Annotated in this window: 20 protein-coding genes; 11 read left to right on the top strand and 9 right to left on the bottom strand. The window is 30.7% G+C overall.

What is annotated here, in order from left to right; translation table 11 throughout:
• Window positions 1-5 precede the first annotated feature (5 nt).
• Together GQR92_RS12705 and GQR92_RS12700 are read right to left on the bottom strand one after the other, a co-directional pair.
• Window positions 6-1,562 carry a DUF4270 family protein gene (locus GQR92_RS12705; RefSeq protein WP_158840111.1) on the bottom strand — a complete coding sequence of 519 codons (1,557 nt, stop codon included), beginning with the start codon at window positions 1,560-1,562 and terminating at the stop codon, window positions 6-8.
• A 12-nt stretch (window positions 1,563-1,574) separates the two neighbouring features.
• Window positions 1,575-2,384: a glycogen/starch synthase gene (locus GQR92_RS12700; protein ID WP_158840109.1), complete on the bottom strand. Its 810-nt coding sequence runs from the start codon at window positions 2,382-2,384 to the stop codon at window positions 1,575-1,577.
• Window positions 2,385-2,481: 97 nt separating this feature from the next.
• Here GQR92_RS12700 and panC point away from each other — a divergent pair, with 97 nt between their 5' ends.
• The 4 genes from panC to radA all read left to right on the top strand — a co-directional run bounded on the left by panC (window position 2,482) and on the right by radA (window position 6,297).
• The gene (gene panC, locus GQR92_RS12695; protein WP_158840107.1) at window positions 2,482-3,330 is read left to right on the top strand and encodes a pantoate--beta-alanine ligase; all 849 of its coding nucleotides are present in this window, start codon (window positions 2,482-2,484) and stop codon (window positions 3,328-3,330) included.
• A gap of 28 nt (window positions 3,331-3,358) precedes the next feature.
• Window positions 3,359-3,709, top strand: coding sequence for an aspartate 1-decarboxylase (panD, locus tag GQR92_RS12690; protein WP_036825265.1), 351 nt, complete (start codon window positions 3,359-3,361; stop codon window positions 3,707-3,709).
• 1 nt (window position 3,710) lies between these two features.
• Complete coding sequence (locus GQR92_RS12685) at window positions 3,711-4,655, top strand: lysylphosphatidylglycerol synthase transmembrane domain-containing protein (RefSeq protein WP_158840105.1); 945 nt, start codon at window positions 3,711-3,713, stop codon at window positions 4,653-4,655.
• A 280-nt stretch (window positions 4,656-4,935) separates the two neighbouring features.
• Window positions 4,936-6,297 carry a DNA repair protein RadA gene (radA, locus tag GQR92_RS12680; RefSeq protein ID WP_158840103.1) on the top strand — a complete coding sequence of 454 codons (1,362 nt, stop codon included), beginning with the start codon at window positions 4,936-4,938 and terminating at the stop codon, window positions 6,295-6,297.
• Window positions 6,298-6,476: 179 nt separating this feature from the next.
• Here radA and GQR92_RS12675 read toward each other — a convergent pair whose 3' ends face one another.
• The 3 genes from GQR92_RS12675 to GQR92_RS12665 form a co-directional block, all read right to left on the bottom strand.
• Window positions 6,477-7,928, bottom strand: a complete 1,452-nt coding sequence (locus GQR92_RS12675) for an ATP-binding protein (RefSeq protein WP_158840101.1) — start codon at window positions 7,926-7,928, stop codon at window positions 6,477-6,479.
• 341 nt (window positions 7,929-8,269) lie between these two features.
• Window positions 8,270-9,016, bottom strand: coding sequence for a uroporphyrinogen-III synthase (locus tag GQR92_RS12670; protein ID WP_158840099.1), 747 nt, complete (start codon window positions 9,014-9,016; stop codon window positions 8,270-8,272).
• A 17-nt stretch (window positions 9,017-9,033) separates the two neighbouring features.
• Window positions 9,034-9,675: a DUF4271 domain-containing protein gene (locus tag GQR92_RS12665; RefSeq protein WP_158840092.1), complete on the bottom strand. Its 642-nt coding sequence runs from the start codon at window positions 9,673-9,675 to the stop codon at window positions 9,034-9,036.
• An 82-nt stretch (window positions 9,676-9,757) separates the two neighbouring features.
• Between GQR92_RS12665 and GQR92_RS12660 the strand changes: the two genes are divergently transcribed.
• Genes GQR92_RS12660 through GQR92_RS12645 form a run of 4 tightly spaced genes read left to right on the top strand, consistent with a single transcriptional unit; the run spans window position 9,758 to window position 12,726 of the window.
• The gene (locus GQR92_RS12660) at window positions 9,758-10,483 is read left to right on the top strand and encodes a polyprenol monophosphomannose synthase (RefSeq protein ID WP_158840090.1); all 726 of its coding nucleotides are present in this window, start codon (window positions 9,758-9,760) and stop codon (window positions 10,481-10,483) included.
• A gap of 1 nt (window position 10,484) precedes the next feature.
• Entirely contained in the window at window positions 10,485-10,946 is a 462-nt protein-coding gene (locus GQR92_RS12655) for a GNAT family N-acetyltransferase (RefSeq protein WP_158840088.1), read from the top strand.
• Between the two features lie 9 nt (window positions 10,947-10,955).
• Window positions 10,956-12,296 (top strand): dihydroorotase, encoded by a 1,341-nt coding sequence (locus GQR92_RS12650; RefSeq protein ID WP_158840086.1) that lies wholly within the window; start codon window positions 10,956-10,958, stop codon window positions 12,294-12,296.
• A 1-nt stretch (window position 12,297) separates the two neighbouring features.
• Window positions 12,298-12,726, top strand: coding sequence for a DUF4296 domain-containing protein (locus GQR92_RS12645; RefSeq protein WP_199269139.1), 429 nt, complete (start codon window positions 12,298-12,300; stop codon window positions 12,724-12,726).
• Here the strand turns inward: GQR92_RS12645 and GQR92_RS12640 are convergent.
• On the bottom strand, window positions 12,704-13,714 hold the full coding sequence (locus GQR92_RS12640) for an SDR family oxidoreductase (protein ID WP_158840084.1): 1,011 nt from the start codon (window positions 13,712-13,714) through the stop codon (window positions 12,704-12,706). The genes GQR92_RS12645 and GQR92_RS12640 overlap by 23 nt on opposite strands.
• A 186-nt stretch (window positions 13,715-13,900) precedes the next feature.
• On the opposite strand from GQR92_RS12640, the gene tyrS reads away from it, so the two are divergent.
• On the top strand, window positions 13,901-15,193 hold the full coding sequence (tyrS, locus tag GQR92_RS12635; RefSeq protein WP_158840082.1) for a tyrosine--tRNA ligase: 1,293 nt from the start codon (window positions 13,901-13,903) through the stop codon (window positions 15,191-15,193).
• 88 nt (window positions 15,194-15,281) lie between these two features.
• On the opposite strand, the gene GQR92_RS12630 is transcribed toward tyrS, so the two are convergent.
• The 3 genes from GQR92_RS12630 to GQR92_RS12620 form a co-directional block, all read right to left on the bottom strand.
• Window positions 15,282-15,728, bottom strand: coding sequence for a YHS domain-containing (seleno)protein (locus GQR92_RS12630; RefSeq protein WP_158840080.1), 447 nt, complete (start codon window positions 15,726-15,728; stop codon window positions 15,282-15,284).
• Window positions 15,728-16,186, bottom strand: a complete 459-nt coding sequence (locus GQR92_RS12625; protein ID WP_158840078.1) for a YHS domain-containing (seleno)protein — start codon at window positions 16,184-16,186, stop codon at window positions 15,728-15,730. The genes GQR92_RS12630 and GQR92_RS12625 overlap by 1 nt, the downstream gene beginning before the upstream one ends.
• A 71-nt stretch (window positions 16,187-16,257) precedes the next feature.
• Entirely contained in the window at window positions 16,258-17,037 is a 780-nt protein-coding gene (locus GQR92_RS12620; RefSeq protein ID WP_158840076.1) for an alpha/beta fold hydrolase, read from the bottom strand.
• A gap of 93 nt (window positions 17,038-17,130) precedes the next feature.
• Here GQR92_RS12620 and GQR92_RS12615 point away from each other — a divergent pair, with 93 nt between their 5' ends.
• Window positions 17,131-18,681, top strand: coding sequence for a serine hydrolase (locus GQR92_RS12615; protein WP_158840074.1), 1,551 nt, complete (start codon window positions 17,131-17,133; stop codon window positions 18,679-18,681).
• A 1-nt stretch (window position 18,682) separates the two neighbouring features.
• A complete protein-coding gene (brnQ, locus tag GQR92_RS12610) occupies window positions 18,683-19,972 on the top strand; it encodes a branched-chain amino acid transport system II carrier protein (RefSeq protein WP_158840072.1) in 1,290 nt (429 codons plus the stop codon).
• Window positions 19,973-19,977: the final 5 nt, after the last annotated feature.

Genomic DNA, 19,977 nt, shown 5'->3' with positions numbered 1-19,977 from the left:
GTTAGTTATTTTTTTTCTGAGTATGAAATCTTAAATTCTGCCTTTTTTTCTCCATTTATTGTTGAATGATTAAAAAGAGTAACTGCCTTTGGATTCCAATTATAATTCTTAAAAATAGTATCTGTAACCGTTTGTAAGTCTGTTGAGTTAATTACCTTCAATCTTAATTTCGGAGAATAACCAGTTTCTCCACTTAAAAGATCTGAAACGTAATCTGTAATTCTAAATGTGTATTTTTCTTTATCACCATTACTATTTCTTTCTAACACCCCTCCAAAAGTAGTTATCCCTTCTGAATAAACGTCTTTTACATGACTGAAAACAGGGTTTACATCTTCATCACTTTTATACAAAAACAATCGATAAGGTACTGCTGTTGTATCTACATTTTGATTGATATATAAAGTTAAAGAAGCGTCATTTATCAATAATTTTCTTGCTCTTAATTCTTCTATTTTATCTGCTATTCCATTTCCATCAGCATCTACTCCAAAAAGATCTATTACCGCTTCACTACCCGCTGCTCCTTGTACTACAATATTATCTGCAGGATATGTTTTATCTTCCATTTTATATGTACTTGCTCTTACTCCTAATAATAAAAAACTATCATTCTTATGAATAGCATCTATAACTACACCTCCAGTAATAACTGTATTTGTGTAATAAATTTCTAATGATGGCCTAACTGTTCCATTAAAATTAAAAGATATTAAAGATCCTTCATCTCCTGTAGCCTCTAAAATAAGTCCTCTAAAATAATCATTAAATGCAGTTTGAGAATCAAAATGCGATGACTCGTATTCATCTAAAAATATTCTTTTAATTTCAGCTTCATTTAAAGGTACTGCCGCAAAAGGAAGAGGAAGTGTAGAGGTTGAATTTAAATAAGTTACCGTATCTTTTGTTGCCAATTCACCAGTACTTAACCATCTTTTAACTACAATAGAATCTGTTAATGATGGTAAGAACTTAAAGTTAGCAGTAGCACTTAGTAAACTCCCTGTTTTTTCAAAAACATCATTAGATTGGTAGCTATTAAATTTTGATGGTTCTTCAGGATTTAAAACACTTAAATAAGTACTAGTTTGATAAACATTTAAATTAAACGCTTTCGTTTGATCTCCTATTATAGAATCTAACTCGTATGCCGTACCATCATCATTTAAAGTTACTTGATATGGTAATTTTACAAAAACAGTATCTATAGTTGTAACCACAGTTGTGTCAGAAGCATAAATATTCTCATCATCAACTACCTGTAAACCTGTAGCTAAAACTAGTTGCGAAACAATAGATGCTTCTATCTTTTCGTAAGCATCACTTGCGTGTACTCCTAATAAATATTGCCCAGGGTCTAAAGACAGATTATCTGAAGTTACACTTGTAATAGGACTATTCTCAATAGTAATTTCTTCAACCGTTAGGGCATTTGTATCAAACTTTGTATTAGTTACTACCTTACTTTTAATATCTGTAAAATCTTCTTCACAAGAAATAACAGCTGTAAATACCAATATTAAAGCTACAACAAAGGCGCTTTTCTCAAAAATTCTCCTCACTTTATAAAATAATTAATTAGCTGAAATTAAATCAGCATAAAAATTTAAATAACTTTCTTTTAAGTCTTCAGTTTGATATTCTAAAACCGGAATATCCTTCCCTTCTATAAAAGAAGTTAATTCTTCTGAGATCTCTTCACTACCATGAATAATTGCGTCAGAATTTTCTATGGCACTTTTTAATATATTATTAAAACTTGGTGTTTTAATTGTTGCAATTTTATCATCACTTATACCATCAAACTTAACTTTATCTGCTAAAGTTTCATCTAAGTTTCCTTCAAAAGGGTTGTTGTATAAAGACGTAATAACCTTACTCTCTGTAAATAAAGGTTCTTCTTTATAAAATTCTTTTAAATAAAGAGGTAAAAGAGAAGCCATCCATCCATGAACATGAATAATATCTGGCGCCCAGTTTAATTTTTTTACAGTCTCTATAACTCCCTTTGCAAAAAAGATGGCACGTTCATCATTATCTTCAAACAAATCATCGTCTTCATCTGTAAAAACGGCTTTTCGTTTAAAATATTCTTCATTATCTATAAAATATACTTGCATTCTTTCTTTAGGAATAGAAGCAACTTTTATAATTAATGGCATGTCCATATCATTAACTACTAGATTCATACCAGATAAACGAATTACTTCGTGTAGTTGATGTCTGCGTTCGTTAATTACGCCATATCTTGGCATGAAAATTCTTGTTTGTACTCCTTTAGAATGTGCGTTTTTTGCAACATTAAAGGCTGTAGATGATAACTCTGTTTCGGGTAAGTATGGAACTACTTCGGATGAAACAAATAATATTCTCTTGTCCTTCATTAAATCAAACTCTTTTATAAGAAGCGCAAAAATACAAATTATTATGCTAATATCGTGTTAAATTGGTAAGTTTGCAGACTTTACTTAATTCTTCAGGATGAAAATTTTTAACACCAAACAAGAAATAAAAGCATATTTAACCGCTAAAAAAGAACAAAATAAAACCATTGGTTTTGTGCCAACAATGGGCGCATTACACAAAGGGCATTTATCTTTAATTAAAAAAGCAAAGAAAAAAAATGATCTAGTTGTGGTTAGTATTTTTGTAAATCCTACCCAATTCAACAACCAAGAAGATTTAGTTAAATACCCAAAAACCATAGAAAACGACACCAAATTACTAGAAAGTGTTTCTTGCGATGTGTTATTTTTTCCTTCTGTAACAGAAATTTACGCAGATAACATAACCTCACAAAATTTTGATTTTGATGGCCTAGAACATCAAATGGAAGGTAAATTTAGAGACGGTCATTTTAATGGAGTTGGCACCATCGTAAAAAATCTTTTCGAAATTGTAACTCCAGATAAAGCTTATTTTGGTCAAAAAGATTTTCAACAATTGCAAATTATCAAAAAAATGGTCAAAAAAAATAGCCTTCTTGTTAAAATTAAAGGGTGCCCTATTTTTAGAGAAGAAGATGGTTTAGCAATGAGTTCTAGAAATACTAGACTTTCTAAAGAATATAGAGCAGCAGCACCTTTTATTTATAAAATACTAAAAAAAGTTCGTAAAAAATTTGGCACAGAAAGTGCTGTTAAAGTAACCGAATGGGTAGAAAATCAGTTTAAAAAACACCCTTTATTAAATTTAGAGTATTTTACAATTGCTGATGAAAAAACATTAGAAACCATAAAAAACAAAGAATCTAATAAAAAATACCGCGCTTTTATTGCAGTATTTGCAGGAGAAACAAGATTAATAGACAACATTCAATTAAAAAAATAGTAATCAAAAAAAATAGTATTTTTGCTGCATGTTAGTACAAGTTGTAAAATCAAAAATCCACCGTGTAAAAGTTACAGGTGCAGATTTAAATTATATAGGAAGCATCACCATAGATGAAGATTTAATGGATGCAGCCAACATTATTGAAGGCGAACGTGTTCAAATCGTTAACAATAATAATGGAGAGCGTTTAGAAACATACGCTATTCCTGGACCTCGTGGTAGTGGAGAAATTACATTAAACGGAGCAGCAGCAAGAAAGGTTGCTGTAAATGATGTATTAATTCTTATCGTTTACGGATTTATGGATTTTGAAGAAGCTAAAAACTTTAAACCATCCTTAGTATTCCCTAACGAAAAAGACAATACACTTACATAGTTTGAATATTAAAAAGATCTTAAAAATTATATTACCTCTCGTTTTGGGAGGTTTTTTAGTTTGGTATTCTCTCTCAGATATTTCTCTAAAAACTTTAGGCACCTATTTTAAAGAAGCTAATTATAGTTACATTTTCCTTGGGCTTTTCTTCGGAATTTTAAGCCATCTTTCTAGAGCTTACAGATGGAAGTTTATGTTAGAACCATTAGGTTTTAAACCTAAATTTGTAAACAGTGTTTTAGCCGTTTTAGTAGGTTATTTAGTAAACTTAGCACTACCAAGAGCAGGCGAAATTTCTAGAGCAACTGTAATGGCAAATTACGAGAAAATTCCTTTCGAAAAAGGATTCGGAACCATTGTAGCAGAACGTATTGCAGATTTAATAATGATGCTTACCATTGTTGCAATCACCCTTTTTGTTCAGTTCGATTTTATATATGATTTACTAACCAAAAACTTCGATCCTTCTAAAATAATTATTGGTTTAGCAGTCTTAATCATTGGTTTTTTAATCTTTAGATCTTTTGTAAAAAAAGCAACCTCTGGCTTTTTATTAAAAATTAAAACCTTTGTTTCTGGTTTAATAGAAGGTGTTACAAGCATCTTTAAAATGAAAAATAAATGGGCATTTATTTTTCACACCGTATTTATTTGGGTAATGTACGTTGCTATGTTTTGGGCAACAATACCTGCAATTAGCGGTTTAGAAGTTCCGTTTGGCGGAATTTTAATTGGCTTTATTGCTGGCGGATTTTCTATTGCTGCAACAAATGGCGGTATCGGTTTATATCCCGTTGCAGTTGCTGGCGCATTGGCCTTATTTAATATTGCAGCAGAACCCGCAACCGCTTTTGGTTGGATTATGTGGACCGCACAAACTGCCATGATTATTGTTTTTGGAGGTTTGGCATTTTTATTCTTACCTATTTACAATAAGGATAAATAATTTTTTTGGCGTTCCCTAAAAAGGTCGCGCTTTACGTTATATCTTTTTTTAGGGTTTGTCATTGCGAGGAAAGTTTTTTTACTTTTTGCGGCAATCTTACTTTATAAAAACAGATTGCTTCGTTCCTCGCAATGACGGCTATAAACAAAAAAGGATGCCACTTCAATCGCTAACGCAACCGTTTGCCAACTTTTAGAGAATTTTTTTTTTAGATTATTAAAAAGTATCACTCATAAACTTTGTAACTTTACTACTTTCAAACCTTAGAAACTCTTTTTAAATGGCCAAAACCAAAACAACTTTTTTCTGTCAGAATTGTGGCACTCAACATGCAAAATGGGTGGGGCAATGTGGTGCTTGTAAAGAATGGAACACCATTGTAGAAGAAGTAGTCCAAAAAGAAGAAAAGCGCGTTTGGAAACAATCTACAACCGCAAAACAAGCTGTAAACAAACCCTTAAAAATTGCCGATATTCAGCTAAACCCAGAAGAAAGAATTGTTACCAATAACAACGAATTAGACACGGTTTTAGGTGGCGGTTTGGTAAAAGGTTCTGTAACATTATTGGGTGGAGAACCAGGAATAGGGAAATCGACTTTATTATTACAAGTTGCCTTAAACATCAACCAGAAAGTATTATATGTTTCCGGAGAAGAAAGTCAGTCTCAAATAAAAATGAGAGCAGAAAGACTAGATGCTAAAAGCTCTAACTGTTTAATTTTAACAGAAACCAATACGCAAAATATCTTCAAAAATATTGAAGAAACAATGCCAGAAGTTTTAGTAATCGATTCTATACAAACACTGCACACAAGCTCTATAGAAGCCTCTCCCGGAAGTATTTCTCAAATTAGAGAAACTGCTGCAGAATTAATTAAATACGCCAAAGAAACTGCTACACCAGTTTTATTAATTGGTCACATCAATAAAGACGGAAACATTGCTGGACCCAAAATTTTAGAACACATGGTAGATGTTGTTTTACAATTTGAAGGAGACAGAAACCATACTTACAGAATATTACGAAGTCAAAAAAACAGATTCGGCTCAACATCAGAATTAGGAATTTACGAAATGCTTTCTAACGGATTAAGAGAAATCTCTAATCCGTCTGAAATATTAATTTCTAAGAAAGATGCAGACTTAAGCGGAACCGCAATTGCGAGTACTTTAGAAGGTATTAGACCTTTAATGATAGAAGTACAAGCCTTGGTTTCTACAGCTGTTTACGGAACACCCCAGCGATCTACAACAGGTTATAATTTAAAAAGATTAAACATGATTTTAGCGGTTCTAGAAAAAAGAGCTGGTTTTAAATTAGGTGCAAAAGATGTCTTTTTAAATATCACCGGAGGCATAAATGTAGATGACCCTGCAATAGATTTAGCGGTAGTTGCTGCAATTTTATCCTCTAACCAAGATGTTGCAATTAACCCAAATGTTTGTTTTGCTGCAGAAGTTGGTTTGGCAGGAGAAATAAGACCTGTTTCTAAAATAGACCAAAGAATTACAGAAGCAGAAAAATTAGGTTATAAAACTTTAGTTGCTTCTAAATACAATAAAATATCTTCTAAAAACCACGGAATAAGATTGGTACTAGTTGGTAAAATTGAAGAAGCTTTTGCTACTTTGTTTGCTTAGTTTTTTACTCTAAAGGCTATTCAAAAATTTAATTAAAAACCCTAAATTTTAGAATAAACTTTAAACCAACATCAGCCACTCTATCAATAATTATTTATATCATCAAATAAAACATACCTGTTTATCAGATAGTTAAATATACCTTATCTTACAATCATCAAATAACCATCAAATAAGAATTACGCCCAAAAAGGGATGTATTTTTTATACTTCCTCGAATTACTTTCAGGATCATCTTCTTTTATGACATTTCCATTAAGTGCCTCTTTAATTATTCTTGATGCAATTGCCGCATTCTTACTCTCTATCATAAACCTATCTCTTAAAGACTGATTGGTCATTTTATCATTTGAAACATATTTCAAACAACAATGCTGATAACAAGCTCTTATTTTATCTTTTTTATCCATCTGATTTAAAGTCTTGTAAGAATACATTATAACTTTTGTATGTTTTTCTTGAATTAAAATATCAGGAGCAGGCAACTGATACATTTCATTATAAAAAATAACTTTATCAATTCCACTTCCTTTCTCTTCACAAATACCCAACCTTCTCATTAAATCCGCAAGCACATCATTTCTTGATTGATATTCATCAATAAAACGCTCTGGTGTAATAAGTGGTATTCCTGGATTAGTAATTTCAATTCTATCAGAAAATATCTCAACCATTGGAAAACCTTTTTCTTCAAAATCTTGATGAATTATAGCATTTGCCAATAACTCACGAACAGCAATTTCTGGATACATTCTTTTATCATCTCTAAATGCTTTCCCTATTTCTTCATTGGCTGGTAATTGACTATTAACCCAATCTATTAATCCCTGATACCCTGAAACATATCCCTTCCCTCCAATTTGTTCTCTAACAGTTTCAATTTTGTTATTATTTTTATAAACAATAACTCTAATCGCTTTTCTTTTTAAATCAGGAAAGTCTTCTAAATTTTTAGCAAATAGAAGTGCTCCTAAATTTGTAATGGAAAATTTAATTGCTTTTTTGATAATTAAGTTTTCAGAGACAAACTTATCAATCACTCCTTGTCTATTTGAAGGGTACGGTAGTTTTAATAAATCAAAATACGCTTGAGTATCCAAAAGAGAAACTATAGTATCAGCATCTATATTCTCTTTAGCTAATTGAAGTTCAAATTTGATATTATCTTTTCGATTCCAAATTTTAGATTCTTTTTCAGGAAATTCTTTAAGTAACCTGGTGTAACTCCCTATTCTAATATATGCCTGATTAGTAAACTTAACAGGTCTATTTACTGCTGCAGGAATCACATACATACTAATATTAATTCCTTCTAAATATTCAAATTCATATGTTTTAAAATCAATTTTTGGATCCAGTCTTTGAATTAACCAATTTTCTAATTCTTGTTTTCCTTTAGTCGCTGATTTAACTTTAAAAGTAGTTCCTTTTATATTATGGGTTTTATCTTCAACTCCAAAAATAAGAAATCCATATTGTTTCTTACTAAGGCAAGCTCCATTTGCTAAGGCCGATATCCTCTCTCCTATTTCTTCACAGGAATGAAAGTTCAATTTAAACTCAAGCCATTCTGTTTCTTGAGAGTAACTTACTAGTTCTTTTATAAGTAATTTTAGTTCAATTTCAGTCATTTATCAAATAAGAATCAAATAAAAACAAACTGATTTTCAGTTGTTTACAATTATCTTAAACAAATATACATTATTCTATCAAATAAGATTATGAGGTTTAGTTTAAATTATCGAAAACACCGACACAACATTCCTTATAATGGTTTATATAAACAATAAAACAACTAGCCAACAAACAAGTATAGCCCTGATTGAAACGGCATCCTTTTTTTGTTTTTTACAAAAAAAGATATAGTGTAAAGCAGGAAATAGCTTCTAAAAAACTATATAAAAAAAACCGAACATTTCTGTTCGGTTTTTATCAATTTTATAATATTATTCTAAATAAAGTTTAGCATAATTTACTTCTTATTTACTACTTTAATGTACTTGTCTAAAGCCATTGTCATAGAAGGTGTTTCTGGTGATGGAGCTTCTATATCGCACTTAAAACCAGCATCTGTTACAGCTTTTACAGTAGAATTACCAAAAGCAGCAATTCTTGTTTCTTTTTGCTGAAAATTAGGAAAATTCTTTAATAGAGATTCTATTCCTGATGGGCTAAAAAACACCAACACATCATAAAATACATCTTCTAAATCAGATAAATCACTAACAACTGTTCTATATAAATCTAATCGTGTCCAGTTTACACCCAATTTATCTAATTCTTCTGGAATTAAAGGTTTTAATTTATCTGAACTTGGCAATAAAAATTTTTCAGTTTTATGTTTCTTAATTAATTTTGTTAATTCTAAAAATGATCTAGGACCAACATAAATTTTACGTTTTCTATATACCACATATTTCTGTAAGTAATAAGCTACTGCTTCTGACTGACAAAAGTACTTCATTGAATCTGGCACTTTAAAGCGCATTTCTTCTGCAATTCTAAAAAAATGATCTACGGCATTTCTACTTGTTAAAATAATAGCCGTAAACTTATTTAAGTCCACTTTTTCTCCTCTTACTTCTTTAACAGAGATTCCTTCTACATGAATAAAAGGCCTAAAATCTATCTTAACTTTTTGTTTATCAGACAAGTCAAAATAAGGAGAGGTTTCTGTCTTTGGTTCTGGTTGCGATACTAAAATCGTTTTCACTTTCATATGCTTTCTTTTTGTAGTTAAAACAGCAATTTAAACAGTATAAATAGCGGTGCTATTTCGAAGGCGCAAAGGTACAAAATAAAATAAAACAACTCGCTAAAAATCAGCTTTTTATTACGAACCCCGTGGAATATAAAACGAACTGAAAATAATACTCCAGAAAAATACACTAAAAAAAGGGTGTTTAATTGCGAATACTCCTCTAAAACCACTGCTACAAGTACTAAAAAAGAAATAGCATACAAATAAATAGACTTAGAGACTAAAAAGAAATCTAGTTTTTTATGTATCATGAATAAAAAAGAAAGCAGCAACTCTGACAACCTTTTAATGGTAAAATAAACAAAAACAACTCCAAAAATTTTAAAAAAAGCATAAACCCCCTCAAGAGCAGAAGGACTATAAAACACATAAATTTTATAAACTAAGAGTGAAAGAACAAATACAGAAAAAATGAAAATTATATTTTTAAAGGGATCAAAAAAAGAACTATTCTCTTCAATTTCAGTTTCAACAAAATTACTGTTTATTAAAGAGGATGCACAGCCTCTTAACCTTACCGCACTTATACCTCTTAAAAGAAAAACACAGGCTAATAAGCATACCAACAATATGGTTATCCAACTATTATCAACAACTACTCTATCTAATGCTTGCACCTTTTTCTGTTTTGGTAAGATTAACACAAAATTAGTAATTAAATAATGTATATTTGTCTACTTACCACATGAAATTTTATTTATGTCAGATGCGTTAGTCATTATACCTACTTATAACGAAAAAGAAAACATAGAAGTTATCATTAGAACCACTTTTAATCAAAAAAAAGAATTTCATATTTTGGTTGTGGATGATAATTCTCCAGACGGAACCTCAAAAATCGTAGAAAACTTAATTTTAGAATTCCCAAATAAACTTTTTTTAGAAAAAAGGTTAGGTAAAAGTGGTTTAGGTACCGCCTATATTCATGGTTTTAAATGGGCATTAGCCAAAAATTACGAATATATTATTGAAATGGATGCAGATTTTTCTCATAATCCAAAAGATTTAGTTCGCCTTTACAATGCTTGTGAAAAAGAAGGTGGAGATGTTGCTGTAGGCTCTAGATACTCACAAGGTGTAAACGTTGTTAATTGGCCAATGAAAAGAGTATTACTCTCTTATTTTGCCTCTAAATACGTACGCTTTATTACAAGAATTCCACTTTATGACACTACCGCTGGTTTTGTTTGTTGGAACAGAAAAGTACTAGAAAAAATACAGTTAGATAAGATAAAATTTGTAGGATACGCTTTTCAAATAGAAATGAAATTTAAAGCATGGAAACATGGTTTTAATATAAAAGAAGTCTCTGTAATTTTTACTGACAGAACCTTAGGAACCTCTAAAATGAGTGGAAACATTGTTTATGAAGCTTTATTTGGTGTGATAAAAATGAAACTAAAGGGACTGCCTAAACAGAAATAACATGAGTGAAATTTCTATTAGAACCGCTAATCTAAACGACTTAGAAACATTATTAGAATTTGAGCAAGGAGTAATAAAAGCAGAAAGACCTTTAGATCCTTTTTTAGGTGATGGTAAAATAACTTATTACAATATTCCAGAATTAATTACTAACAAAGACATTCATTTAATTGTTGCTGTTTCTAATAACGAATTGATTGCTTGTGGATACCTAAGATTAGAAAAATCTAAACATTATCATAAAAACCCAAAACACGGATATATTGGTTTTATATTTGTAAAACCATCCTTTAGAGGAAATAGAATTAGTAATTTAATTTTAGAAGCCCTAAAAAATTGGGCTTTAAAAAAAGATTTAAAAGAATTAAGATTAGATGTTTATAGCAACAATTCTGGAGCTATAAAATCTTACGAACGCTTTGGTTTTACAAAGAGTTTAGTTAACATGAAAATGGATATTTAAGAAAAAAACATGGCAAAATCAACTTTAATAAAAAACGCAAGAATCGTAAATGAAAACAACACTTTTTTAGGTGATGTTTTAATTGAAAACGAATTGATAAAAGAAATTTCATCAAACATAAAAGCAACAGAAAACGTTGAAGTTATTGATGCCGAAGGTAAATTTTTAATTCCTGGTTTTATAGATGATCAAGTACATTTTAGAGAACCTGGCTTAACACACAAAGCTAATATTGCCACAGAAAGTAGAGCTGCCGTTGCTGGTGGAATTACTACTTTTATTGAAATGCCAAACACAGTACCACAAGCTACGACCCAAGATTTATTAGAAGATAAATTTACAATTGCTGCAAACGATTCTTATGCCAACTACTCTTTTATGTTTGGTGGTACAAATGATAATTTAGAAGAATTATTAAAAACAGACCCTAAAAAAGTAGCCGGAATTAAATTATTCTTAGGCTCTTCTACAGGAAATATGTTGGTTGATAATGAAGAAATTCTAGAGAAAATTTTCTCATCAACAAAAATGATTATTTCTGTACATTGTGAAGATGAAGCTACAATTAGAAAAAACACACAAGAGTTTGTAGATAAATACGGAGATGACATTCCTGTAAAATACCACCCAATTATTAGAAGTGAAGAAGCTTGTTATTTATCGTCTTCTAAAGCGATTGAACTGGCAAAGAAAACAGGAGCAAGATTGCATATTTTTCATGTATCAACAGCCAAAGAAACCGAGCTTTTTAGAAACGATATTCCTTTAGAAGAAAAACAAATTACTGCAGAAGTTTGTATTCATCATTTATGGTTTTCCGACAAAGATTATGATGAAAAAGGAACGCATATAAAATGGAATCCTGCTGTAAAAACAGAAAAAGACAGGTTAGGTTTATGGGAAGCACTTTTAGATGATAGAATTGATGTTTTAGCAACAGATCACGCTCCACATACTTTAGAGGAAAAAGACAATGTATACACAAAAGCACCAAGTGGAGGACCTTTAGTACAACATGCTGTAACTGCTGTTTTAGAAAAAGTAAAAGAAGGCGTAATATCAATTGAAAAAGCAGTTGAAAAAATGAGTCATAATCCTGCTAAATTATTTCAAATTGAAAAACGTGGTTTTATAAAAGAAGGCTATTTTGCAGATATCGTTTTAATTGATACCAACAAGTCGCAAACTGTTTCTAAAGACAATATTTTATACAAATGCGGTTGGTCTCCTTTTGAAGGCACCACATTTTCATCAACTATAACACATACATTTGTCAACGGAAACTTAATCTACAACAACGGTGCTTTTAATGATGATATTAAAGGAAAACGTCTTACTTTTAATCGCTAATATGAAAAAATTAAGCTATTTACTTGTTTTTATTTTTCTAGGTTCTTGTACTAGTAATACCATCTTTAAGAAGCCAGAAGATCTGATTCCTAGAGATACAATGACGCTATTAATTAAAGATATGATGATTGCTTCTTCTGCTAAGTTTGTGAAGAACAATAACGATCAAAAGAAAATTAATTATATGGCGTTTGTATACGATAAGTATAAAATTGATAGCCTACGTTTTCAAAATAGTAATTTCTATTACACTTCTAAAATAGATTTGTATGAACAAATATTACAAGATGTTCAAAATAATTTAGACGAAAAAAAGGAATTTTATAGTGAAATAAGCGCTAAAAACGATTCTATTAGAAAAGATTCTATTGAAAAAACCGCAATAAAACGAAAGGAAAACGATTCTATTAAACTTTCTGAAAGCGAATAAAATTATTACAAACCCTCTTAATAACATCTTCCATTTTTTCAAACTGAAAAGGCAAACTTTTTTCAATTTTTTCTGATGAATATCTAGAAACGGAATGTGCACTTCTCGCAGAATATTTACTTAATAAAGGTTCTTTTCCGGTAACTAAAGATAATAACCAAGAAAACTTCCAAAAAATGGCAGTTTGCCAAGGCTTAATATTTTTTGTGGGTTGTTTCTTTCCGAAGTATTTTGCTATAGAAAAAAAGATTTCTTTAAAGGATTTGTTTTCAGCGACTAAAATAAAACGTTCGTTTTTTATGCTAGAATTCATTAATTGAATCATTACCTCAACTACATCTTTTACCCCCACAAAACCTGTAACTCCTTCTGTGTAATATTTGAAACCATTATAGACTTGAGAAAATAATTTACCCGAACCAGCAGTATAGAAACCACTTCCTAAAATAACGCCAGGGTTTACAATAACCACATTAACTCCTTCTTGGCTAGCACGCCAAATTTCCATTTCTGCACCAAACTTTGTTATAGAATACCCACTATTATCTTCTTCTGGGTTCCATTCGTTTTTTTCGGTAATCAAACCTCCGTTTAAAGAACTCCCAACAGCAGCAATAGAACCTACAAAACAAATTTTATTTACTTTTGCATCAATAGCAAGGTTTACAATAATTGCGGTTCCATGAATATTTACTTTTCTCATTTGCCTATAATCCTTCTCATTAAAAGAAACTAACGCAGCACAATGATATACTTTTTCAATACCTATAAATGCAGGGATCATAGCAGGTACTTCTGTAATATCTGCCCTATACCATTCTATTTTAGAAATTAGCGTTACATCATTAGAATACAAAGAAAAAACTTTTTTTACTGCTTCTATTTTTTCTTCAGTTCGATAAATAGCACGTATTTTTTCATCATTTTTAACTAAATGATACAATAAATGCGCGCCTACTAAACCTGTTCCTCCGGTAACTAAAATCATACAGCGAATTTATGATTTTTTCATTGATAAGTTTATCTTTGCATAATGAAAAATAGCAAATGAATAATTGCTATAAGATATCAAATTCAGCTTGTCGAAATTGATGGTTTACACTATTAATACACAAAAACTTCGACAAGCTCAGTTTTACACTCGTATTTTGAATTGAATTAATTTAGATTTATAATGACAAATTTTGTTGAAGAATTACGCTGGCGTGGATTATTGCATGATATTATGCCAGACACAGAAGACTATTTATTAAAAAATAAAACTGCTGGTTATATTGGTTTCGATCCAACTGCAGACTCGCTACATATTGGTAGTTTGGTACAAATTTTCATTTTGAAACACTTTCAAAATGCAGGTCATAACCCAATTGCATTAATTGGTGGCGCAACAGGTATGGTTGGTGATCCTTCTGGAAAATCTGCAGAACGTAATTTGTTAGACGAAGCTACATTGGCTAAAAATATAGCCGGAGTTAGAGAAAATTTAGAGCGTTTTTTAGATTTTGATGCTACCGCAGAAAACAAAGCAGAATTGGTTAACAATTACGATTGGATGAAAGATATTTCATTAATCGATTTTGTTAGAGATACAGGAAAACACATTACTGTAAACTACATGATGGCTAAAGATTCTGTAAAGAAACGTTTAAGTTCTGAATCTTCTGTTGGAATGAGTTTTACAGAATTTACCTACCAATTATTTCAAGGATACGATTTTTATCACTTATACACAGAGAAAAATTGTAGACTACAAATGGGTGGTTCTGACCAGTGGGGAAACATAACTACAGGTACAGAATTAATTCGTAGAAAAGCACAAGGAAAAGCGTATGCTATTACAGTGCCTTTGGTTACAAAAGCAGACGGAACAAAATTTGGTAAAACAGAAGGAGGAAATGTTTGGTTAAATACAGACAGAACCTCTCCTTATAAATACTACCAATATTGGTTAAACTCTTCGGATGAAGATGCAGAAAACTTTATTAAAAAGTTTACATTTTTAGACAAAGAAACTATAGAAAACTTAATTGCAGAACATAAAGAAAATCCGCATTTACGTTTGTTACAAAAAACACTTGGTGAAGAAGTTACTACTTTAACACACGGAAAAGAAGCATTTGAAAACGCCTTAAAAGCTTCTAATATTTTATTTGGAAAATCTACCGCTTCTGATTTAAAGTCTTTAGATGAACAAACTTTTTTAGATGTTTTTGATGGTGTACCACAAGCAACAGTTGCTATTGCAGATATAGAAGAAGGCTTAGATATGATTGGTGCTTTAGCAGCAAAAACAAACTTCTTAAAATCTAATGGAGATGCAAGAAGAGCCTTAAAAGAAAATGCAATTTCTGTAAATAAAGAAAAAATAAAAGAAGACTACTCTATTACTAAAGAAGACTTAATTGCTAATAAATACGTGTTATTACAACGTGGTAAAAAAACATATTATTTACTAAAAGCAGAGTAGCATCTACTTTATAAAACTAAAAAAGAGCTGAATTAACATTCAGCTCTTTTTTTTCTCACAACATTCACAAAGTCCCCCGACAATGCTTTCAATCTTCATTATTTATTTTTAGCCAGTTTTTATCTGCTTTTTCTTTAAGATCTTCTGCTCCTTCTTCTTGCCATAACTTTAACGTATTTATTCCCCAAGAATTGTAAAACAAATACAATTTACCTTCTCTTATTTCAAAAGTTTCTGGGTCTATGGATACTTTTTCTCCTTTTAACCCAATAGCATAAGCACAATAACCACCATAAGCAGGAACATATTTTTTAGGTTCTCTTATAAAGGTTTCTAAATTTTCTTTTGATGAAAACTTAAACTTTACGTCATCGTATGTTGTACTAAAACTCTTATTTCCTTTTTCTGCTTTATTATCAAAATAAGAAACTACATCGTAGCCTTCTGCTACATAGCCTCTTTTTGTATTGTAATTATGCTTTTGTGCGAATGTTGTAAATGAAATCAGTAAAAATAGTAGTCCGAGTTTTTTCATTATTTATTTTTTTTATGCTTTAAACTTTTCCAGTTATCATCACCCTTGGCTTGTAATTCTTTGGTATTTCCTTCTTTCCAATCCTCTAACTTATTCCAAAAAAAAGAACTGTAAAATAAATACAGCTTGCCATCTCTAATTTCATAAGCTTCTGCATCTATATACATTTTAGTGTTTTTTTCTGCAACTGCATACGCACAATACCCACCATATTGAGGCACATACTTTTTAGGGTTTTCTGTAAACATTTTTAAATGCTCATCAGATGAAAACCTAAATTTGGCCCCATCATAATCCGTTTGAAATTTATTTTTTCCTTCTACAGGTTTATAATCTACAAAATATGAAACTACATCGTACCCTTCAGCCACAAAGCCTTTTTTAGTATTATAATCTATTTGTTGTGCGGATATATTACTAAAGATTCCTAAAAAAAGTAATAGTATAAATTGTTTCATCGATTTCGGTTTTATATATAGTCGAAGAAACTTTTAAAAAATTACAGTAAATAAAAAGATAAAAGCTAAGATTAACAGTTCTTTATAAAATCTTTTAAAACAAAAATTAATTCTTGCGTGTTTTCTATATGACTCATGTGTCCGTCAGGAAAAACAACCAACTCAGAATTGGTTTTTTTAGCTTCCTCTTTAGAGGCTTCTAAATCTAAAATAAGATCTTTTTCACCAACAATAATCAATTTTTTAAAATGATTATCTGCTAAAACAGCATTGGTGTTTAGACGTAATTTCATACCTTCATTTGCTGCAACATAACCTTGTAAAGAAGTTTTTAAAGCTTCCGTTTTTATCGCTTCTATTTCTTCTTTAAATTGCAATAAATTTTCTTGATTAAATAAATTTGAAATAGACATTTTAACCATACTTTCAAAATTATTTTGAACCATTTTATTTGCTCTAATTCTTATTTTTATTCGCTCTTCAGAATCTTCATTAGAAGTTGAATTTAATAAGCATAAGCCCTTTATTTTAGAAGGATTCATTTTGGCAATCGCTAAAGAAACATAGCCTCCTAAAGAATGGCCAACCAAAATAAATTTTCTAATTTTTAAGTGCTTTAAAACCGCTTCTACAGTTTTACAAAACAACTCCATAGAATGTACATAACCCAAACAATCAGACTTTCCGTGACCTAGTAAATCAATCGTAATTACTCTGTTTCTTTTAGTTAATTCAGGAACAATTTCATCCCACATAGTGGCATTTTCTAAAAAACCATGAATTAAAACAACAGCAGTTCCTTTTCCTTGATCTGTATAAAAAACATTGGCGTTTTTATAATCTAAAATCATAGAAACAAATATAGCATTTGATTCCCTTTTAGAAACTTAAAATATGATAAAGTATTTACTATATTTGATGTGAATTTATCACAATTTAATCTTATGTTTTTCAAAAAAATAATACTTTCAACACTCTTTTTACTTTCTTTAACCTTAAACGCACAAATACCAGAAAAAAAACTCGATAATTTAATAGAACAAACCTTAAAAACTTTTGATGTTCCGGGTATTTCTGTCGGAATTTTAAAAGACGGAAAAATAGTGTACGCAAAAGGTCACGGAGTTCGTTCTTTAACCAACAAAAAAGACATGAACGAAAATACCTTAGTTGGTATTGCTTCTAACAGTAAAGGGTTTACTTGTTTTGCTTTGGCGATGATGGTAGATGCGGGGAAATTAAATTGGGACGATAAAGTACGTAAACACATTCCGGAATTTCAATTATACGATGCTTGGGTAACAGAACAATTTACCGTAAGAGATTTGGTAACGCACAGAAGCGGAATGGGTTTAGGCGCAGGAGATTTAATGTTTTTTCCGGAAGGAAATGATTTTCATGTTGCTGATGTAATTAACAACGTAAAATACTTAAAACCAGAAACGTCTTTTAGAAGCAAATTTGCATACAATAACAATATGTTTATTATTGCTGGTGAAGTTTTAAAACGTGTAAGTGGTCTTTCTTGGGAAGAATTTATTGAAACTAAAATTATGAAACCTGTTGGCATGAACAACAGTAAAGCATCTTACAATAGAGTTACAAATAGAACAAATATTATTGATGCACATACAAGAGCAGAAGGAAAAGTAATACAAATTCCGCACGATTGGAGCGAAACTGCAAATCCTGCTGGCGGAATTATGAGTAACGTAAACGACATGCTTACGTGGGCACAATTTTTAATGAATGATGCTGTTACAAAAAACGGAACACGTTTATTAAGCGAAACACAATTTCATGAACTTTGGCAATTACAAACACCTTTAAAGGTTAGAAAAAATGATACTTATAGCTCTAATTTTAAGGGCTATGGTTTAGGGTGGTTTTTAACCGATGTAAAAGGTGGTTACAAACAAGTATATCATACAGGTGGTTTATTAGGTACCGTAACTCAGTTTACAATGATTCCAGATTTAGATTTGGCAATTATTGTATTAACCAATCAAATGAATGGAAGCGCTTTTAATACCGTTACCAACACAATTAAAGATACTTATTTAGGTTATAACGATAGAAACTGGTTAAACAAATTAGGCACAAACAACGCCAAGTATTTAAAATATAATGATAGTTTAAAAACAGCTGTTTATAACAAAGCAGAACTAGCTAAAAAGGACCTAAGTCTGCCTAAACCAAGTCAGATTGTTGGTACTTATAAAGACAATTGGTTTGGAAACATCCTTATTACTAATGATGGTACTTCTTACACTATAAAATGCAAACGTTCTTCTAAATTAGTGGGACAATTATTACCCTACAACCAAACCACATACGTTACAAAATGGAACAACAGAAGTTTTGATGCAGATGTTTTTGTAAACTTTACTTTTGATGAAAAAGGAAATGCAACTGACGCAACCATGAAACCTATTGCACCAATAACAGATTTTAGTTTCGATTTTGGTGATTTACATCTTAAAAAAGTAAACTAAATTGAACAAAACAAAAGAAATTTGGATTGCAGGTTTTGCATTATTTTCACTCTTTTTTGGAGCAGGAAATTTAATTTTACCTCCAACTTTAGGTGTTAAATCGGGTACAGATTGGTGGATTGTCGTTTTAGGATTTATATTAACGGCGATTATTATTCCTATTTTGGCAATTTTTGCACATGCTAGGTTACAAGGAACTTTGTACGATTTTGGTAAAAAAGTTTCTCCTGTGTTTAGTACAGTCTTTTGTTTTTTTATCTACATTATTGCAGTTGCAATTCCGTCTCCAAGAACGGCGGCAGTAACACATGAAATGGCAATTCAGCCTTTTTTTGACTCGCCACCTATTTTAACAAGTATTGTTTACTTTGTTTTGGTATTTATCTTTGCGGTAAACCGTTCTAGAATCATCAGTTTAATCGGTAAATTTTTAACACCCATTATTGTTGTTATTTTATTGGTAATTATTTCGATTGCTCTTTTTACAGCAACCGGTACTGTAAATCCATCAAGCTTTAAAAATCCTTTTGTAGATGGTGTTTTAGAAGGTTACCAAACCTTTGACGCTATTGCAGGCGTTGTTGTTGGTGCCGTAATTATCATCTCGTTAGACTATAGCAATCACACCACTTTTAACGAAAAAAGAACGTTGATTAGAAAAGCAGGTTATATATCCGGATTTGGTTTATTATTAATTTACGGAGGTTTAATTTTAAGCGGCTCTTTATTAAGCGCTACATTTGTAGAAAACGCCACAAGAATAGAAATTTTATCTGGTTTAAGTACACAAACCTTAGGTAATTTAGGGACCACATTTTTAAGTGTCTTAGTTGCTTTAGCCTGTTTTACAACTGCTGTTGGTATTGTAACCGGAACCGCAGATTATATAAAAGGTATTTGTAACAATTCTAAAACGGCATACATAAGCACTGCAGCTGTTTGTAGCATTATCGGTATTATTGTTGGTAGTTATAATGTTGGGTTTATTATTGATGTTGCTGTACCTGCTTTAATGTTTGTGTACCCTATAACTATTGTATTAATTCTACTAAATGTTGTACCAGAAAAATACGCTTCTAAATTGGTCTTTAGAGGTGTTGTTATTGCAACTTTTATCTTTAGTATTACAGACTTTTTAGGATTTATAATCCCTAGAGAAAACTTAGTCGGAATTAAAAGCGTAATCCCTTTTGCCAAACATAGTTTAGGTTGGGTATTGCCTGCTTTATTAACTTTTCTAGTTTTTAACCTTATTGTTTTTTCAAATAAAAAGCGTCTAAAGAATAGTTAAAAAAA

This window comes from Polaribacter sp. L3A8 (assembly GCF_009796785.1).
In the GTDB taxonomy this organism is placed as follows: domain Bacteria; phylum Bacteroidota; class Bacteroidia; order Flavobacteriales; family Flavobacteriaceae; genus Polaribacter.
The sequence above is the reverse complement of the archived record's forward strand: the minus strand, read 5'-3'. Positions and strand labels throughout refer to the sequence as shown.

What these genes read in the sequence shown, in the direction of transcription:
- GQR92_RS12650 (WP_158840086.1), top strand. Translation starts at nt 10,956, where the DNA reads ATGGCAAAATCAACTTTAATAAAAAACGCAAGAATCGTAAATGAAAAC.
- GQR92_RS12670 (WP_158840099.1), bottom strand. Translation starts at nt 9,016, where the DNA reads ATGAAAGTGAAAACGATTTTAGTATCGCAACCAGAACCAAAGACAGAA.
- panC (WP_158840107.1), top strand. Translation starts at nt 2,482, where the DNA reads ATGAAAATTTTTAACACCAAACAAGAAATAAAAGCATATTTAACCGCT.
- GQR92_RS12700 (WP_158840109.1), bottom strand. Translation starts at nt 2,384, where the DNA reads ATGAAGGACAAGAGAATATTATTTGTTTCATCCGAAGTAGTTCCATAC.
- GQR92_RS12640 (WP_158840084.1), bottom strand. Translation starts at nt 13,714, where the DNA reads ATGATTTTAGTTACCGGAGGAACAGGTTTAGTAGGCGCGCATTTATTG.
- GQR92_RS12625 (WP_158840078.1), bottom strand. Translation starts at nt 16,186, where the DNA reads ATGAAACAATTTATACTATTACTTTTTTTAGGAATCTTTAGTAATATA.
- GQR92_RS12620 (WP_158840076.1), bottom strand. Translation starts at nt 17,037, where the DNA reads ATGATTTTAGATTATAAAAACGCCAATGTTTTTTATACAGATCAAGGA.
- tyrS (WP_158840082.1), top strand. Translation starts at nt 13,901, where the DNA reads ATGACAAATTTTGTTGAAGAATTACGCTGGCGTGGATTATTGCATGAT.
- GQR92_RS12675 (WP_158840101.1), bottom strand. Translation starts at nt 7,928, where the DNA reads ATGACTGAAATTGAACTAAAATTACTTATAAAAGAACTAGTAAGTTAC.
- radA (WP_158840103.1), top strand. Translation starts at nt 4,936, where the DNA reads ATGGCCAAAACCAAAACAACTTTTTTCTGTCAGAATTGTGGCACTCAA.
- GQR92_RS12615 (WP_158840074.1), top strand. Translation starts at nt 17,131, where the DNA reads ATGTTTTTCAAAAAAATAATACTTTCAACACTCTTTTTACTTTCTTTA.
- GQR92_RS12655 (WP_158840088.1), top strand. Translation starts at nt 10,485, where the DNA reads ATGAGTGAAATTTCTATTAGAACCGCTAATCTAAACGACTTAGAAACA.
- panD (WP_036825265.1), top strand. Translation starts at nt 3,359, where the DNA reads ATGTTAGTACAAGTTGTAAAATCAAAAATCCACCGTGTAAAAGTTACA.
- GQR92_RS12660 (WP_158840090.1), top strand. Translation starts at nt 9,758, where the DNA reads ATGTCAGATGCGTTAGTCATTATACCTACTTATAACGAAAAAGAAAAC.
- GQR92_RS12645 (WP_199269139.1), top strand. Translation starts at nt 12,298, where the DNA reads ATGAAAAAATTAAGCTATTTACTTGTTTTTATTTTTCTAGGTTCTTGT.
- GQR92_RS12630 (WP_158840080.1), bottom strand. Translation starts at nt 15,728, where the DNA reads ATGAAAAAACTCGGACTACTATTTTTACTGATTTCATTTACAACATTC.